This is a genomic window from Ectopseudomonas alcaliphila, from assembly GCF_900101755.1.
Taxonomy (GTDB): Bacteria; Pseudomonadota; Gammaproteobacteria; order Pseudomonadales; family Pseudomonadaceae; genus Aquipseudomonas; species Aquipseudomonas alcaliphila.
Genome location: NZ_FNAE01000005.1, coordinates 243458 through 259590, shown reverse-complemented (window position 1 = coordinate 259590; position 16133 = coordinate 243458). Strand labels below are relative to the sequence as shown.

The 16133-nt window shown below is 63.6% G+C and carries 14 protein-coding genes; 5 read left to right on the top strand and 9 right to left on the bottom strand.

All coding sequences use genetic code 11. The features are described from left to right. Positions 1 to 25: 25 nt before the first annotated feature. From BLR77_RS17375 to BLR77_RS17345, 7 genes are all read right to left on the bottom strand, one after another. Positions 26 to 1690 carry a ShlB/FhaC/HecB family hemolysin secretion/activation protein gene (locus tag BLR77_RS17375; protein WP_074680082.1) on the bottom strand — a complete coding sequence of 555 codons (1665 nt, stop codon included), beginning with the start codon at positions 1688 to 1690 and terminating at the stop codon, positions 26 to 28. A 125-nt stretch (positions 1691 to 1815) separates the two neighbouring features. Next, positions 1816 to 2712, bottom strand: coding sequence for an AraC family transcriptional regulator (locus BLR77_RS17370; protein WP_238380588.1), 897 nt, complete (start codon positions 2710 to 2712; stop codon positions 1816 to 1818). A gap of 196 nt (positions 2713 to 2908) precedes the next feature. Further along, positions 2909 to 3763, bottom strand: a complete 855-nt coding sequence (locus tag BLR77_RS17365; protein WP_074680075.1) for an ABC transporter permease — start codon at positions 3761 to 3763, stop codon at positions 2909 to 2911. Between the two features lie 133 nt (positions 3764 to 3896). Next, a complete protein-coding gene (locus tag BLR77_RS17360; RefSeq protein WP_074680073.1) occupies positions 3897 to 5132 on the bottom strand; it encodes an ABC transporter permease in 1236 nt (411 codons plus the stop codon). A gap of 120 nt (positions 5133 to 5252) precedes the next feature. Next, positions 5253 to 6326 (bottom strand): ABC transporter substrate-binding protein, encoded by a 1074-nt coding sequence (locus BLR77_RS17355; protein ID WP_074680070.1) that lies wholly within the window; start codon positions 6324 to 6326, stop codon positions 5253 to 5255. A gap of 34 nt (positions 6327 to 6360) precedes the next feature. Continuing rightward, positions 6361 to 7479 carry an ABC transporter ATP-binding protein gene (locus BLR77_RS17350; RefSeq protein ID WP_074680067.1) on the bottom strand — a complete coding sequence of 373 codons (1119 nt, stop codon included), beginning with the start codon at positions 7477 to 7479 and terminating at the stop codon, positions 6361 to 6363. A gap of 268 nt (positions 7480 to 7747) precedes the next feature. Continuing rightward, complete coding sequence (locus BLR77_RS17345) at positions 7748 to 8947, bottom strand: class I SAM-dependent rRNA methyltransferase (protein WP_074680064.1); 1200 nt, start codon at positions 8945 to 8947, stop codon at positions 7748 to 7750. Between the two features lie 138 nt (positions 8948 to 9085). Between BLR77_RS17345 and BLR77_RS17340 the strand changes: the two genes are divergently transcribed. The 5 genes from BLR77_RS17340 to BLR77_RS17320 all read left to right on the top strand — a co-directional run bounded on the left by BLR77_RS17340 (position 9086) and on the right by BLR77_RS17320 (position 13914). Continuing rightward, positions 9086 to 9952 (top strand): HDOD domain-containing protein, encoded by an 867-nt coding sequence (locus BLR77_RS17340; RefSeq protein ID WP_074680062.1) that lies wholly within the window; start codon positions 9086 to 9088, stop codon positions 9950 to 9952. A gap of 111 nt (positions 9953 to 10063) precedes the next feature. Beyond that, complete coding sequence (gene mutM, locus BLR77_RS17335) at positions 10064 to 10876, top strand: bifunctional DNA-formamidopyrimidine glycosylase/DNA-(apurinic or apyrimidinic site) lyase (RefSeq protein ID WP_074680059.1); 813 nt, start codon at positions 10064 to 10066, stop codon at positions 10874 to 10876. Positions 10877 to 10991: 115 nt separating this feature from the next. Next, complete coding sequence (locus tag BLR77_RS17330) at positions 10992 to 11570, top strand: lysophospholipid acyltransferase family protein (protein WP_074680056.1); 579 nt, start codon at positions 10992 to 10994, stop codon at positions 11568 to 11570. A 76-nt stretch (positions 11571 to 11646) separates the two neighbouring features. After that, positions 11647 to 11985, top strand: a complete 339-nt coding sequence (locus BLR77_RS17325; RefSeq protein ID WP_074680053.1) for a multidrug transporter — start codon at positions 11647 to 11649, stop codon at positions 11983 to 11985. Positions 11986 to 12078: 93 nt separating this feature from the next. Beyond that, positions 12079 to 13914, top strand: a complete 1836-nt coding sequence (locus BLR77_RS17320) for a Na/Pi cotransporter family protein (RefSeq protein WP_074680050.1) — start codon at positions 12079 to 12081, stop codon at positions 13912 to 13914. Positions 13915 to 14004: 90 nt separating this feature from the next. On the opposite strand, the gene ggt is transcribed toward BLR77_RS17320, so the two are convergent. Together ggt and BLR77_RS17310 are read right to left on the bottom strand one after the other, a co-directional pair. Beyond that, positions 14005 to 15663 (bottom strand): gamma-glutamyltransferase, encoded by a 1659-nt coding sequence (gene ggt / locus BLR77_RS17315; protein WP_074680047.1) that lies wholly within the window; start codon positions 15661 to 15663, stop codon positions 14005 to 14007. A 109-nt stretch (positions 15664 to 15772) separates the two neighbouring features. Further along, positions 15773 to 16024 (bottom strand): YfhL family 4Fe-4S dicluster ferredoxin, encoded by a 252-nt coding sequence (locus BLR77_RS17310; RefSeq protein ID WP_003464019.1) that lies wholly within the window; start codon positions 16022 to 16024, stop codon positions 15773 to 15775. Positions 16025 to 16133: the final 109 nt, after the last annotated feature.

The window sequence follows — 16133 nt, the reverse complement described above, 5'->3', positions numbered from 1 at the left end:
GGTGTAACCATCAAGGGTCTGAGCGTTAGAAGAAGCGCACCACCTGCGCCCATACGCGCGGGCTGCGGTCGACATCGCTCTGCGGGTCGGTGTTGCCCAGTTTCCAGGCGGTCACAGCGCTGACCTGCCAGCCATGGGCCGCCCAGCGTGCGCCCAGACCGGCACCGGAGAGGCTGCGATGATTCTCGCCGGAGGCCCAGGTGTCCTTGTTCAGGCGCACTTCGCCATGGTCGACGAAGGTGCTGAGCTGCCAGGTATCGGTCAGCGCATAGCGCAGTTCGAGATTGGCCAGCCAGCCCTGGTCGCCGGAGGCTTCGCCCTGCGGATAGGCACGCACGCCGTAGGCGCCGCCCAGGTAGAGCTTTTCCGAACTGTCGAGGTTGCCGTCGGCCCATTGGCCTTGCAGCTGGGTGTACAGGCTGAAGCGCTCGGTCAGGCGCTGCAGGCGTACCAGGCTGGGGTTGAGCTTGTGGAAGCGTCCGGCCGTGCCGGCAGTGAGATCGTCGATGCGTTGCGCAGTGGTGTCATCGAGATTCAGGCTGCCCTGGCTCCAGGCCAGGGCGAAGCTGTTGACGCCACCGCCGAGCAGGGTGTCGCGGCTGTTGCCGTTGAGCGTCAGGATGACCACGCGCGAGCGTTTTGCGTTCTTCTGGTCGAACAGGTCGATATCGTCCTGCAGGCGCTTGTCGTCGAACTGGACCTGAGCATAGAGGCTGAAGTCCCGCGAGCGCACCAGCGGTTGCAGGGCGAAGACGCTGGCGATGCGCGCATTGCCATGGGCGTCAAGGTCTTCGAAGTCCTTGGCCAGCTGATAGTCCATATCCGAATAGGCCACGCCGAGCTGAGTTGACCAGGGGCCGACAGGCAGCTGATAGGCGATGCGACCGTAGTTCTGTTCTTCGTCCGAGCCCATGGCGCGGAGGGTCAGGCGGTCACCCAGCCCCAGCGGGCTGTTGAGGTTGAGGGTGCCGCCGAGGCGGTACTGACCGGTGAAGCGATTGCCGTAGTTGTCGGCGTCGATGGAGCCGGACAACAGCGGTGCGCGCTCGATATTCACCAGCAGGTCGGTGCTGCCGGTGCTGGTACCGGGGCGCAGGGTGGACTTCACCTCGACGCCGGGAGTGTCCTGCAGCAGCAACAGGCTGCGTTCGAGCGGCCTGGCCTGCACCGCATCGCCGGCTTGCAGCGCCGCCAGGGGGGCGAGGGCGCTGCCACTCAGTCCGGCCTGATCGTCGATCTGCACCTGGCCGTAGCGGCCTTCGAGCACGGCGATTGTGACCATGCCGCCATCGATCTCCTGGGCAGGCAGATAGGCGCGTGCCAGCGGGTAACCGCGCTCACGGTAGACGCGGGTGATGCGATTGGCGGCGGCCTGCAATTGGCCGATCGTCAGCTCTCGCTCGGGAAGGTCGGCGAGCAGTTCGAGCAACTCGGGGCTGGTCAGGGCGTGGTTGCCATCGAAGACGAAGCCCTTGACCAACAGACGCGGGCCGGATTCGGCGGCGGGGTCGACTGGAGCGTCGGGCAGGTTGAGTTCGAGACGCTGCCTTTCTGGCAGTTGCAGGTGCGCCTGCTCGAGGCTCTGCTGAACCTGGCCTGCGTCCGGGACGATGGCGGCTTGCGCCAGCGCAGGCAGAAAACCGATGGTCGGCACCAGTGCAACGGACAGCAGGCTCGTGGCGAGACGCATGGTGGTCAGCTTCCATCTGTTGCACGCGGTCTCCGAGACGGGTTGTCTGGTGCGTGTCGAAAACAAGGGCGTAGCTTAGGAAGGGCGTGGCCACTTCGGCTTGATAGTTCTTGCGCTCTTGCGTCTCAACTCTCCAGACCCAGGGCGATATCCAGCCATTGTCTGGAGCCGTCGCCTTGCCATGGCGGCTCGCGATAGAGCTCGTAGCCGCCCTGAGGTACGAAGCGCTCGCCAGAGCGTTGTGGCCAGGCCGTGGCCAGCGCTCTGTAAGCGGCGAACACTTCGCTGTAGGGGGCGTCATGTTCCAGGCAGGCATAGCGCCCACCTGGCAGGGTGAGGCGGCTCAGAGGCGACCGCCCGATGGGATGACCGAGATCGGGCACCGCGCAGTCATAACGCACCAGTTCGTTGGGCGTGATTTCAGGGTTGTCGGTAATCACGCCGATGGCCTGGGCCTGCTCCAACGGGTAACCGATCCGCTGCAACTCTTCGGCGAAGCGTTGCCAGTTCTCGGCGACGCACGCGTAGCTGCCATAGAAGCGCATGGCGACGAGGGGGCGATCGTGCAGGCTGACGACTTGTACCGCTTGCGCTCGTCGATGCTCCTGCTCGGTAGTGGGAATACTGGCCTGGCGGGCGAACTGCCGGTACTGGGTCGGTGTCAGGCCGAACTGCCGGTGAAAGGCGCGAATGAAGGCTTCATGGCTGGCGTAGCCTACCGAGAAGGCGATGGAGAGCACCGGTTCCGGGTAGATCAGTAGATGAATGGCGGCGCGGTCGAGGCGTGTACGGCGAATGTATTCGCTCGGGGTCTCTCCCATCACCTCGCGGAAGCGGCGCTGAAAGTGGAAGGTGCTGAGGTGGGCGCGGGAAGCCAGGCGATCGAGGGACAGCGGTCGTTCCAGATGCGCCTCGATGTAGCGGATGGCGAGCAGGATACGCCGATCCTCCAATACCCGTGGCGGCGGGTTGTCACGTTCATGGGGCTTGCGCGACCCGGCATGCGCTTCGGTGAACAGCAAGGCGCGCTCCTGCTCCGCCAGGCGCTGCTCATGTAGGTCTCGGGTATGTATCGGATCTGCATCCATGGTCAGGGCGTATCGCGCTCGAAGCTGGTGGATAGGCGGGGCGGGCCGTTGCCCGATGATACCGGCGATGCACTTTAGACGAACAGCGTGACGCGTTCTGCGTCATGCACCGCCCCTGCGGGGCGGGCTTCTAATGCGGAATTTCGATGCCGCGCAACCGCTCGGCGCGACGCCGCAGCAGTTCGATGGTTACCAAAAGCGCGATGGACACCAGGATCAGCAGGGTGGCGATGGCCAGGATGCTCGGGTTGATCTGCTCGCGCAGGCCCGAGAACATCTGCCGTGGGATGGTGCGTTGCTGCGGGCCGGCCATGAACAGGATGACCACCACCTCATCGAACGAGGTGATGAAGGCGAACAGCGCGCCGGAAATCACCCCTGGGCGGATAAGCGGCATGATCACATCGAAGAACACGCGTATTGGCGTGGCGCCGAGATTCAGTGCCGCGCGTGCCAGGCTGTAGTCGAAGCCGGTGAGCGTGGCGGTGACGGTGATGATGACGAAGGGCGTGCCAAGCGCCGCGTGGGCCAGGATCACACCCAGGTAGCCGCCGGCCAGGCCGAGGTTGGAGTAGAAGAAGAACATGCCGGCCGCGGTGATGATCAGCGGCACGATCATCGGCGACAGCAGCAGGGCGGTGATGAAGCGGCGAAACGGCATCTCGTCGCGTGCCAGGCCCACGGCGGCGCAAGTGCCCAGCACGGTGGCAAGAATGGTGGAAAGGATGCCGATGAAGAAGCTGTTCTTGATCGCCAGTATCCACTTCGGATCGTTGAAGATCTCCCGGTACCAGCGCAGCGAGTAGGCCTCGGGGTCCAGCGTGAGCATGCCCTCGGTGAAGCTGAAGAACGGCTCGGCGTTGAACGACAGCGGCACGATCACCAGGATCGGCAGGATCAGGAACAGCAGCACCAGCCAGGAGCTGACCTTGAGCAGCCAGCTGCCGAGGTGGTGCCAGAAACCGTAGTAGGCGGGGATCTTCATAGCGCCGAGCCCGGATCGAGGGGACGGCGGCTGCCGCCTGTAGCCCGGACGCAGTCCGGGGAAGGAAAGGTGGCGGGTTTCCCGGATTGCATCCGGGCTACGCCGTTATGCTGCGATGCTGATGCGGACATATTCATCCCAACTTGATATTGCTGGCGCCGACGAAGCGGTCGTACACCCAGTACAGCAACAGGATCAGCCCGAGCAGCAGCGAGCCCAGCGCGGCGGCCAGCTCCCAGTTGTTCGAGCGCTGCATGTGGAAAGCGATGATGTTGCTGATCATCTGCCCGTCGGTACCACCGACCAGCGCCGGGGTGATGTAGTAACCCACGGAGATGATGAACACCAGCAGCGCCCCGGCGCTGAGCCCGGGCAACGTCATCGGGAAGTAGATGCGGGCGAACGCCGGGATCGGTTTGTCGCCGAGGCTGAGCGCTGCGCGCATGTAGCTGGGGTCGATGCCGCGCATCACGCTGTACAGCGGCAGGATCATGAATGGCAGCAGGATGTGGGTCATCGCTACGACAGTGGCGAACGAGGTGTAGAGCATCTCGAAGGGCTGACTGATCAGACCGATGCCCATGAGGGTGGAATTGATCACGCCGTTGGTCTGCAGCAACGCGATCCATGAGGTGGTGCGCACCAGCAGCGAGGTCCAGAACGGCAGCAACACCAGCACCAGCAGCAGATTGGCGCGGTTCGACGGCAGGCCGGCGAGGTAGTAGGCCAGCGGGTAGCCGAGCAGGGCGCAGAGCAGGGTGATGACCAGCGCCATGTTCAGGGTCTTGGAGTACAACTGTAGATAGATCTGCGTGTCCTGGCGCACCTGGATGCCATCGTCGGGGTGCATCTCCAGGTCCAGGGCAGTCAGGTAGTAATCGTAGGTGTAGACCTTGCCGGCGCGCTCGATGGCATACCACAGCTCCGGTCTGCTCCAGTTGCGGTGGCTGGCGAGCAGGGCTTCGACCCCCTCGGACGGCAGCGTTTCGGCATCCATCCGGCCGATGCGCCGCGCGGTGGATTTGACCACGCTGGACATGCCGGTGAAGGCGCGGTTGAACTCCTCGGACAGCTTGCCGGACAGGCGCTGTTTGTCGAGGGCGTGCAGTTCGTCGACGAATACGCTCAGCGTGCGTTCGTCGGGCAATTGCTTGTGATCGTCCCAGCGCTCGAGTTCGGCCAGGGTCAGGGGAATCAGCTCGGCCACGGTCGGGTGATGCACGCTGCGCCACAGCATGCTGCCAATCGGGGCGACGAAGGTGACGATGATGAACAGCAGCAGCGGCACCACGAAGAGAAAGGCGGCGAGGCGTTTCTTGCGACGGGCGCTGGCGGCTTGGCCGGCTTCGCTGGTGGTGAGAGAGGTCAAGACATTACTCCGGGATCAGTCCCTCCTCCGTTGGACCTCGGTACCCGTGGGAGGGGCTTCAGCCGCGACCGTCGCCGCTGAAGCGCCTCACACAGGTGGCCCGTGGGGAGGGGGTGGTGCTTACTTCAACAGCCACTCGTTGAATTTCTCACCCAGCGACTCGCCATAGTCAGCCCAGAACTCGGAGCCGGCCTGGATGCCCTTGTCCAGGTGAGCGGTCGGCAGGTGCGGCGTCGCACTCTGGTCGGCCAGTGGCATGGACGACTTGCGGGTCGGGCCGTAGGCCACGTCCGGCATGCCAGCCAGGGGCTTGGAGCCGGTGGCGTACTTGATGAACTCCATGGCCAGGTCCTTCTTCTTGGTGCCCTTGACGATGGCCCAGGCGTCGAGGTCGTAGACGTGGCCGTCCCATACGATCTCGAAGGGTTTCTTCTCCTGCACGATGGCGTCGTAGAAGCGGCCGTTAGCCGATTGCACCAGTACCGCGCCGCCGTCATTGAGCAATTGCGGCGCTTGCGACCAGGAGTCGAACCAGACGATGTCCTTCTTGATGCTGGCCAGCTTGTCGAAGGCGCGTTGCTGGCCTTCCGGGGTGGCCAGCACTTCATAGACTTCCTCAGGCGCGACGCCGTCGGCCATCAGTGCCCATTCCATGTTCACCTGCGGGCGCTTGCGCATGGCGCGCTTGCCCGGAATCTTGCTGGTGTCGAAGAAGTCGCCAATGCTGGCTGCCTTGGTGCCGCCGATGGTGTTCTGGTTGTAGGCGAACACTACGGACCAGACGATGTTGCCCACTGCGCACTCGCTGGCCAGTGCTTCGGGAATGAAGTCCTGAGCGGCCGGGGTGCCATCGATGCCGGCCGGCAGCACGCTGTGGTCGAGGGTTTCCAGCAGGCCTTCGGAGCAGGCGCGCTCGAGGTCGATCACTTCGAAGTCGACCACGTCCCACTGAATGTTGCCGGACTCGACCTGGGCCTTGATTTCGGCGACGCCGCCCGAGTAATCCTCGAATAGCACCTTGACCCCGGACTCTGACTGGTACGGATCGATGACGTGTTTCTTTTGCGCCGCGCCATAGGCACCGCCCCAGGACACCACGGTGAGGCTGTCCTGGGCCGTGGCGTTGCCCGCTGTGAGTCCCAATGCCGCCACCAGGGCGAAGGTGGAAAAGCTGGTAGTCAGTGATCTAGCCATTGCTGTGCTCCATTTGCTTCTACTAGTTGTGGGGTCAGAGCGTCTTCGGCACTTCCGATCGGTCCAGGGCCTGGCTGTCTTCCGGCAGCCAGGCGAGGGCGATCTCTTCCTGAGCGCTGAGTTGCGGGGCTGAACTGTCGTTCAGATTCTTCACCACCAACTCGCTGCCGCTGGCGGTCTCGAAGTGGTAGCGGATGTATTCGCCGACGTAGTGGCGGGTGACGAAGCGGGCCTTGACCTGGTTGCTGCTGGCGCCGAGTCGGGCGGTGAAGTTGAGCTTCTCCGGGCGTACCGACACCGTGGTGGCTTGGCCGACTTCAGTGCAGTTGGCCTTCAGTGTGCTGACCAGGCCGCCATCGTCGAGACGCACCTGGACGCGATCAGCCTCGACCGCCTCGATCACGCCGGGCAGCTTGTTGCTCTCGCCGATGAAGTCGGCGACGAACATGTTGGCCGGGCGTTCGTAGAGCACGTGCGGCGCCGCGCATTGCTGCACCACGCCGTTGTTGAACACGGCGATGCGGTCGCTCATGGTCAGCGCTTCGGTCTGGTCGTGGGTCACGTAGATCACGGTGAAGCCGAGCTGCTCGTGCAGGCGCTTGATCTCGAACTGCATTTGCTCACGCAGCTTCTTGTCCAAGGCGCCGAGCGGCTCGTCCATCAGTACGATGTCCGGAGCGAAGATCAGCGCTCGGGCCAGGGCCACGCGCTGGCGCTGGCCGCCGGAGAGCTGGCCGGGGTAGCGTCCGCCAAAGGCCTGCAGTTCGACCAGGGCGAGGTAGTCCTCGACCTTGGCGCGAATCTCGTCCTTGGGCAATTTGCGAATCTTCAGCGGGTAGGCCAGGTTCTCGCGGATGGTCATATGCGGGAACAGCGCGTACTGCTGGAAGACCATGCCGATGTTGCGGGCGTAGGGGGCGATGCTGGTGACGTTGCGGCCGTTGATCAGGATCTCGCCGCTGGTCACGTCTTCGAAGCCGGCGAGCATCATCAGGCAGGTGGTCTTGCCTGAACCGGAGGGGCCGAGCAGGGTGATGAATTCGCCCTTGGCCACGTTGAGGTTGAAGTCCTTGACCACCAGGGTCTTGTGATCGTAGGTCTTCTTGACGTTGGTGAATCGCAGGAACGCGTCGTTCCCAGCTTGCGCAGTCATAGTCCTCCCCGCTATCCGCAATATGGAGTCAGCTCGTGGCCAAGCCTCCAACTTCTGAGTCGATTCGCCCCCTTCGTGGGAGACGTTCGTTATGTCGATAGCCAAAAGCAATAAGCAAGCCAGATGACGACTGAATCGCTGATAGCGCTCTGCTATGCAGGCTCAAGCCTAGTCGATGCTGGGCGAGATGCGAGGCAGGTGTGGGGGGAGGTAACAGCCAGAGAAGGAAGAGGCACCTGCCGAAACGCACTCGGCAGGTGCAGGTTGCTCAACTGTTGGGCAGCAGGCGCACGGTCAGGCTCTTGATGTAGCGGGTCTCGTTGATCGCCGGGTGCACTGGGTGATCCGGGCCCTGGGCGCCGCGCTCGAGCAGTTGAATGTTGCGATCCAGATGACGGGCGCTGGTCAGCAGGATGTTCTGCAGGTTGTCTTCCTCCAGGTGCATGGAGCAACTGGCGCTGACCAGGATGCCGTCCTTGTTCAGCAGGCGCATGGCGGTTTCATTGAGTCGCCGATAGGCCGCCTCGCCGTTCTTGATGTCCTTCTTGCGCTTGATGAAGGCGGGTGGGTCGGCGATCACCACGTCGAAGCGTTCTTCGGCGGATTTGAGTTCGCGCAGGGCGGCGAACACGTCACCTTCGACGCAAGTGACCTTTTCGGCGAAACCGTTGAGCGTGGCGTTGCGTTCCACGCCGTCGAGGGCGAAACCGGAGGCGTCCACGCAGAACACTTCGCTGGCGCCGAAGGCCGCGGCCTGCACACCCCAGCCGCCGATATAGCTGAACAGGTCGAGCACGCGCTTGCCTTTGACGTAGGGCGCCAGGCGTGCGCGGTTCATGCGGTGGTCATAGAACCAGCCGGTCTTCTGGCCTTCGATCACCGGGGCCTCGAATTTCACGCCGTTCTCTTCCAGCGCTACCCACTCCGGCACCTCGCCGTAGGCGGTCGCCACATAGCGCTGGAGGCCTTCGGCGTCGCGCGCGCTGGAGTCGTTCTTGAACAGGATGCCGCTGGGTTTGCACACCTGGATCAGGGCGGCGAGCACGTCGTCCTTGTGCGCCTCCATGGTGGCCGATGCCAGTTGCACCACCAGAATGTCGAAGAAGCGGTCGACCACCAGCCCCGGCAGCAGGTCGGAGTCGCCGTACACCAGGCGGTAGCAGGGCTTGTCGAACAGACGCTCGCGCAGCGACAGGCAGACGTTGAGGCGGTGCACCAGCAGGGATTTGTCCAGCACGTGCTTGACGTCGCGCGACAGCAGGCGCGCGCAGATCAGGTTGTTCGGACTCATGGCGACGATGCCCAGCGGCTTGCCGCCGGCCGCTTCTAGAACGGCCTGGTCACCGGCGACAAAACCATGCAACGGGGTGGCGGCGACATCGATCTCGTTGCTGTACACCCACAGGTGGCCGGCGCGCAGGCGTCGGTCGGCGTTGGCTTTCAGGCGCAGACTGGGCAGGGAAGACATGAGTTCGGGCTCCGCGGGGAAAAGAGCGGGATTATAGCGGTTTGCACGCCGGGCCGGCGGTTACAAAAGTCGACTGCGGGCTTGCCTGTGCTTTGGCTAGACTGTGCGCTACTTCTCACCCTGCACGATCCCTCCTTCATGACCTACGAACTTACCGCCGAACAGATCCAGCAAGTCCTGCAGGGGATCAGCGTACCGCCGCAACCGCAGATCATGGTCGATCTGCAGATGGAGCAGATCATGCCCAGCCCCGATCTGCGCAGCATCGCCAAGCTGATCAGCCAGGACCCAGGGCTGTCCGGCGCGCTGCTGAAAATCGTCAACTCACCGCACTTCGGTCTGGCCAACCGCATCGCTTCGATCCAGCAGGCGGTCAATCTGATGGGCTGCAACACGGTGATCAACCTGATCAATGCTCAGTCGATCAAAGGCGAGCTGACCGACGAAGCGATCCTGGTGCTCAACCGCTTCTGGGACAGTGCCCAGGATGTGGCGATGACCTGTCTGACCCTGGCCAAGCGCCTCGGTTATCACTCGCCCGACGAAGCCTACAGTCTGGGACTGTTCCACGACTGCGGCATTCCGCTGATGCTCAAGCGCTTCCCTAACTACATGCAGGTGCTGGAGGAGGCCTACGCCAGTGCCAATGAAGAACGCCGGGTGGTCGACACCGAGAACCGTCTGCTGACCACCAATCATGCCGTGGTCGGCTATTTCACCGCGCGTTCCTGGCGTCTGCCGGAGCATCTCTGCGAGGTCATTGCCAACCATCACAACGCCTTGTCGATCTTCAGCGATGACTCGGGGCGTGACGCTCAGTTGAAGACGCTGCTGGGCATTCTCAAGATGGCCGAGCATATCTGCGAGACGCATCGCGTGCAGGGCGGGCAGGCCATCGACATGGAGTGGCAGCACATCGCGCAGCCGATTCTCGAGTATCTGGGGTTGTCGGAGTACGACTTCGAGAACCTGCGCGAAAGCATCCGTGACCTGGCTGTGCTCTGAGTCTTCATGCGGTTGCGCCGCCGTGCAGGTGATCGGGTAAGCGGCTTACCCTACCGCTCGCCGCGCGGCTCCTGCTAAGGTGGCGCACCGCCGTTTTCCTGTCTTATTGCCATGCCTGAATTACCCGAAGTCGAAACTACCCGCCGCGGGATCGCCCCCTATCTCGAGGGGCAGCGCGTCAGCCGCGTGATCGTGCGTGAGCGCCGTCTGCGCTGGCCCATTCCCGAGGACCTGGACGTGCGCCTGTCCGGCCAGCGTATCGAGTGTGTCGAGCGCCGTGCCAAGTACCTGTTGATCAAGGCCGAAGTCGGCAGTCTGATCGGCCATCTGGGCATGTCCGGCAGCCTACGCCTGGTCGAGTGCGGCCTGGCCGCAGCCAAGCATGAGCATGTGGATATCGAACTGGAGTCCGGCCTGGCACTGCGTTACACCGATCCTCGGCGTTTCGGCGCGCTGCTGTGGAGCGAAGACCCGCTGCGCCACGAACTGCTCAGCAAGCTCGGTCCTGAGCCACTGGGTGGACTGTTCGATGGTGAGCGTCTGTTCCAGATGTCGCGCGGGCGCAGCATGGCGGTCAAGCCCTTCATCATGGACAACGCCGTGGTCGTCGGCGTCGGCAACATCTACGCCACCGAAGCGCTGTTCGCCGCCGGTATCGACCCGCGCCGCGAAGCAGGCGCGATTTCGCGGGCGCGTTACCTGCGCCTGGCCGAGGAGATCAAGCGCATCCTGGCTCATGCCATCGAGCGTGGTGGCACCACGCTGCGCGATTTCGTCGGCGGCGATGGTCAGCCCGGCTACTTCCAGCAGGAGCTGTTCGCCTACGGGCGCGGCGGCGAGTTCTGCAAGGTCTGCGGCACTACGCTGCGTGAGGTCAAGCTGGGCCAGCGCGCGAGTGTCTACTGTCCCAAGTGCCAGCGTTGAGCTGATGACGATCCGCCGGATGGGCGAGACCTAGGGCGGGTGAAACCCGCCGGTATGCAAATGGCGGGTTTCACCCGCCCTACGGCATAAAAACAAGAAACACCGAGGTTGACCGATGTCCGGTAATTACTTGCCGCCCAATCCTGCGGTCCAATGGCTGGGGCGCAGCGTGCTGAAACTCATGGGCTGGCGTATCGAGGGCCAGTTGCCCAGGCTCGACAAGTTCGTCGCCATCGGCGCCCACCACACGTCCAATTGGGACTTTGTGATCTTCATTGCGCTGAAGTTCGTGCTACGTCTCAACGCTCGCTGGTTCGGTAAGCACAGCATCTTTCGCTGGCCCTTCGGAGGCCTGATGCGCAGCTGGGGCGGTATCCCGATTCGTCGGGATCGCCAGTTGAACACCGTCGAACAGGCCATTCAGGCCTTTCGCGAGCATGGCGAGTTCATTCTGGTGCTGTCGCCCGAAGGCACGCGCAAGAAGGTCGAACGCTGGAAGATGGGCTTCTACCATATCGCACTGGGCGCGGGCGTACCCATAGTGCTGGGCGCGCTGGATTATCAGAATCGGCGGGTGGTTATCGGTCCGACCTTCCAGCCGACAGGTGACGAGCAAGCCGATCTGGCCGCCATGCTGGCGTTCTTTCGTCCATACGTACCGAAAAAGCCGGAATATGCCTTTCACGGCGATTGACGTCCGTCACGCTGACAATTATCAATGCGCTGTTATAGTTACTGGTACTTTCCCGAATAATCTGAAGGATCGATCCATGAAAGCGTTCCGCACCCCCGCTGTTGTCCTGGCGCTGACCTCTGGCCTGCTGGCGCTATCGGCGCAAGCGGAAGTGGTTCAGCAGAATGCCAGTGGCGACCCGCTCTACACCCTTGAGGCGCCGAAGGGTTATGCCATGGTTGGTGACTTGGTCATCGCCCGCCCTCTGTTGATCGGCGCCACCGTGATCGGTGCCGCGGCATTCGTCGTCAGCCTGCCGTTCACCGCGCTGGGCGGTAACGTCGGCGAGGCAGCGCAATCCCTTGTGGTAGAACCGGGCAAAGAAGCCTTCGTGCGTTGCCTGGGTTGCACCAGCAGCGGTTACAAGAAAGACTGATTCGCTGTATCCATGTATCGCGGCCTCTCGCCTCCCTAAGGAGGCGAGAGGCCGTTTGCGTTTGAACACCGAGAAAAGGAAGAAGCGGTGGTGATGAAGTCCCTGCGCTGGGTGATGTTGCTGCTGGTGGTAATGGGGCTGATCGCCTCGTTCTGGTTCAGCCAGGGCTGGCTGCAACTCTGCGCCGGGTTGGCGATCTTCCTGTTCGGCATGCAGTGCCTGGAAGAGGGCTTGCGCCAGCTGGCGGGCAGCAAGCTGGAACAGATACTCGGGCGCAGCACGTCCACCCCTTTCAAGAGCCTGCTATTCGGGGTTGGTGGCACCCTGTTGCTGCAATCCAGCACGCTGGTCTCCTTGCTGACCATTGCCTTCATCAGCACCGGGCTGATCCAGCTGGCCGGAGGCATCGCCATTCTGTTCGGCGCCAATCTTGGTGCCACCAGTGGCATCTGGCTGCTGGCGCTGGCCGGGCAGAACCTCAGCCTCAGTCCGCTGGCTCTGCCGCTGCTGGTGTTCGGCGTGCTGGCCGGTTTCTTCGGACCCAAAAGCAAGGCAGCCGGGCGTATCGTGCTGGGTATCGCCTTCATCTTTCTCGGCATCGATCAGATCAAGGATGGCTTCGCCAGTTTCGGCGACGGTCTGGATATGAGCGGCTACCAGGAGGGCGGGCTGCGTGGTGCGCTGCTGTTCACTGCCATCGGTTTGGCCATTACCGTGGTGCTGCAGTCCAGCCACGCTACCTTGATGCTTACGCTGGCTGCCCTGGCCGGCGGCCAGCTGGAACTCGGTCAGAGCCTGGCGATCGCCATTGGCTCCAACGTCGGCAGCAGCGTGACCACCGCCTTTGTCGGTTCCCTCGGCGGTAACCGCAACGGCCAGCGTCTGGCCCTGGCGCACGTGCTATTCAACATCACCACCGGCACGCTCGCCTTCTGCCTGCTGGGGCCGCTGACCTGGCTGGTGCATGCGCTGGCCGAACCCCTGGGGCTGGGTGAGAACAGCCTGATCCAGCTGGCGATGTTCCATACCCTGTTCAATGCCATGGGCGTCGCGCTGTTCTGGCCGCTGCAGGGGCGTCTGGCGCAGTTGCTGATCCGCTGGCTGCCGGAGCGCAGTGAGCCACAGGTACTGATCACCGAACTGGCGAGCGAGAAAGTGGCAGAGCCCGAGCGGACTCGCGCGCGCTACCTCAACGAACGTGCGCTGGATTCAGTGGAGGCCGCCTCCGGCGCGGTGGTGCAGGAGCTGGGGCACCTCGGCCGCCTGAGCCTGGAGGTGATCTGCCATGCCCTGTATCTGCCAGTGGACCAGCTGGCGCGCGCCAAGGGCGACGATCAGTTGCTGCAGGCCAGGCCCGCGCGTGGCGGCTTCGAGGCCGAGCATCTCTACCAGTTTCATATCAAGGGGGTGTACGGCGACCTGCTGAGCTTCATGGGGCGCATGGAACTGCCCATGGACGAAGCGCACCAGCAGTTCTGGGTCAGTTGCCAACTGGCGGCCCTGCAACTGGTGGATGCAGTCAAGGACGCCAAGCACCTGCAGAAGAACCTCGGCCATTACCTCGATGCGCCGCCATCGGCCGTGCGTGATGCCTATGTGGAGCTGCGCCGCCATCTGCTCGCCACCTTGCACGAGGTGCGCGAGCTGGCGCGTGCGGATCTGCCTGAGGAGGCCTGGCAGGCGCGTCTGCGCTGGCTTGATGAGCAGGCGGGGAGCTTCGATGCGAGGTTTCGTCAGCGCCTGTTCGCCGAGGTGCGTGACGGCCGCCTGGATGGTCTGCAGACCAGCTCGCTGATGAACGATCTGGGCTACGCCAGCCGTATTTTCCAGAGCCTGCGCAACGTGTTGATGCTGGGCAGCGAGCAGGCGCTGTTCCGCGAATTGCGCAAGTTCGGTGAGGAGCAGGAGAGCCTGATCCGGCTCTCCTGACACGAGACGTAGCCCGGATAAAATCCGGGGCTCTGGGGCGCGGTGCCCTCGGATTTCATCCGGGCTACGGTCACATGCGGTCGGCGTGCATCAGGGCGTCGCTTCGCCGATCCCGCGCGGGTCGCTGGCGGCCTGCACCTTGCCGCTGACCTTGTCCCAGAACAGCACCTGCTGATTGCCGTACTGCCGGTCCAGGCGCTTGAGTTCATGGCCGCGCTGTTGCAGCTCGGCGATCTGCTGGTCGCTGAAGGTACCCGGTTCATGCTCGATCACATCGGGCAGGAACTGGTGGTGGTAGCGCGCTACCGCCGGCCAGCGCTCGATGGGCTGATCATCCAGGTATTCGAGCATCGACAGCAGCACCATGCTCGGAATACGGCTGCCGCCCGGTGTGCCGAACGCGGCGAACTCATCGTTGCTTTCGATGAAACTCGGGCTCATCGATGACAGCGGACGTTTGCCACCTGCGATGGTGTTGGCCTGGCTGCCGGCCAGGCCATAGGCATTGGCGCCCTGTACGTCGGCTGCGAAGTCGTCCATCTCGTCGTTGAGCAGCACGCCGGTGCCGGGCACGGTGAAGGCGGCGCCGAACGGCAGGTTGATCGATAGGGTGGCGGCCACCGCGTTGCCTTCGGCATCGAGCACGGCGAAGTGAGTGGTGTGGTCGCCCTCATGCCAGGTACCGGCAGGCGGCAGGCTGGCACTGGGCGTGGCCTGCGCGGGGTTGATGCTGCCGGCCAGCACCGCCAGATGCCCAGGCGAGAGTAGTTGCTCTACTGGATTCTTGATGAAGTCCGGATCGCCCAGTAGGCCACGGTCACGGTAGGCGCGGCGCAGGGCCTCGACCACGTAATGCGTGCGCTGCACGGGGTCGGCGTCGCGCCAGGGCAACTGTTCGAGGATGGCCAGGCTCTGCGCCAGCGCGATACCACCAGCCGAGGGAGGAGGTGCACTGATCAGCTCACGGCCGTCTTCCAGGGAAAAGCGCAGTGGTGTGCGGCGGGCGATGCGGTATTCGCGCAGGTCATCCAGGGTCCAGATGCCGCCGGCATGGCGCACACCGGTCACCAGGCGCTCGGCCACCGGGCCGGTATAGAAACCTGCACGGCCATGTTCGGCCAGGGACTGCAGGGTGTTGGCCAGATCCGCCTGGCGCAGCAGATGGCCCTCGGCGGGAATGTCGCCCTGGTCGAGGAACAGCTTGGCGCTTTCGGCATCGTCACGCAGTGCCGCGAGGCGCCAGGTCGCGCGCTCGCGATAGACGCGATCGACCGCGAAGCCTTCGTTGGCCAGGTGAATCGCCGGGGCCAGGCTGGTTTTCAGGGGTAGGCGGCCGTGCTTCTCGGCCAGTTCGACCAGCGCCGCCGGTAGCCCCGGTATGGCGGCGGCCAGTGCACCATTGAGCGACAGCTCACGCTGCACCTTGCCATCGCGGACATAGAGATTCGGCTTGGCTTCCAGCGGTGCGCGTTCGCGGGCATCGAGGAAATCGTAGCCCGGCGTGTCGCCAGCGGTACGCAGCAGGAAGAATCCGCCGCCGCCAATGCCTGAACCGTAGGGCTCGACCACGGCCAGGGCAGCGCTGGCGGCGACGGCGGCATCGAAGGCATTGCCGCCGGCATCGAGCATCTGCTGCGCTGCGGCGGTGGCGGCAGGATGAGCGGTGGCAATGGCGGGTTGCTGCGGCGCGGCCTGGGCCAGCAGGCTGGCGCCGAGCAGCAGGGTCGATAGCAGGAGTTTGCGCAACATGCGATCTACCAGAGGCGGCTGAAGGAGACGGGAAGCTTAACAGCCTTGCTCAGACGAGGGGCAGAACGGGCGCGGAGGAAGCAGGAGACCAACGGCCTCCCGGGGAGGATCAGGCCTTGCCGGTGATGATGCGGTATTTGTGCATCAGTTCATCCTTGCTCTCGACGTTGTTCTCGTCGAGCGGGATGCAGTCTACCGGGCATACCTGCTGGCATTGCGGCTCATCGTAGTGGCCAACGCATTCGGTACACAGGTTGGGATCGATCACGTAGATCTCCTCACCCTGGGAAATAGCGCCGTTGGGGCACTCGGGTTCGCAGACGTCGCAGTTGATGCAATCGTCGGTGATGATAAGGGACATGGGGCAACTCCTGTCGAGGCGTGCGCTTCGACACTTTACGGGCAACGATGCTGCGAATTGTGCCGGATTACCGGCAGGGGCGCCATGCGGCCCTGCCGTGACCGTGAGA

Coding starts and splice junctions, on each gene's coding strand:
- BLR77_RS17375 (WP_074680082.1), bottom strand. CDS start 1,690: ATGCGTCTCGCCACGAGCCTGCTGTCCGTTGCACTGGTGCCGACCATC.
- BLR77_RS17365 (WP_074680075.1), bottom strand. CDS start 3,763: ATGAAGATCCCCGCCTACTACGGTTTCTGGCACCACCTCGGCAGCTGG.
- BLR77_RS17355 (WP_074680070.1), bottom strand. CDS start 6,326: ATGGCTAGATCACTGACTACCAGCTTTTCCACCTTCGCCCTGGTGGCG.
- BLR77_RS17350 (WP_074680067.1), bottom strand. CDS start 7,479: ATGACTGCGCAAGCTGGGAACGACGCGTTCCTGCGATTCACCAACGTC.
- BLR77_RS17345 (WP_074680064.1), bottom strand. CDS start 8,947: ATGTCTTCCCTGCCCAGTCTGCGCCTGAAAGCCAACGCCGACCGACGC.
- BLR77_RS17340 (WP_074680062.1), top strand. CDS start 9,086: ATGACCTACGAACTTACCGCCGAACAGATCCAGCAAGTCCTGCAGGGG.
- mutM (WP_074680059.1), top strand. CDS start 10,064: ATGCCTGAATTACCCGAAGTCGAAACTACCCGCCGCGGGATCGCCCCC.
- BLR77_RS17330 (WP_074680056.1), top strand. CDS start 10,992: ATGTCCGGTAATTACTTGCCGCCCAATCCTGCGGTCCAATGGCTGGGG.
- BLR77_RS17325 (WP_074680053.1), top strand. CDS start 11,647: ATGAAAGCGTTCCGCACCCCCGCTGTTGTCCTGGCGCTGACCTCTGGC.
- BLR77_RS17320 (WP_074680050.1), top strand. CDS start 12,079: ATGAAGTCCCTGCGCTGGGTGATGTTGCTGCTGGTGGTAATGGGGCTG.
- ggt (WP_074680047.1), bottom strand. CDS start 15,663: ATGTTGCGCAAACTCCTGCTATCGACCCTGCTGCTCGGCGCCAGCCTG.
- BLR77_RS17310 (WP_003464019.1), bottom strand. CDS start 16,024: ATGTCCCTTATCATCACCGACGATTGCATCAACTGCGACGTCTGCGAA.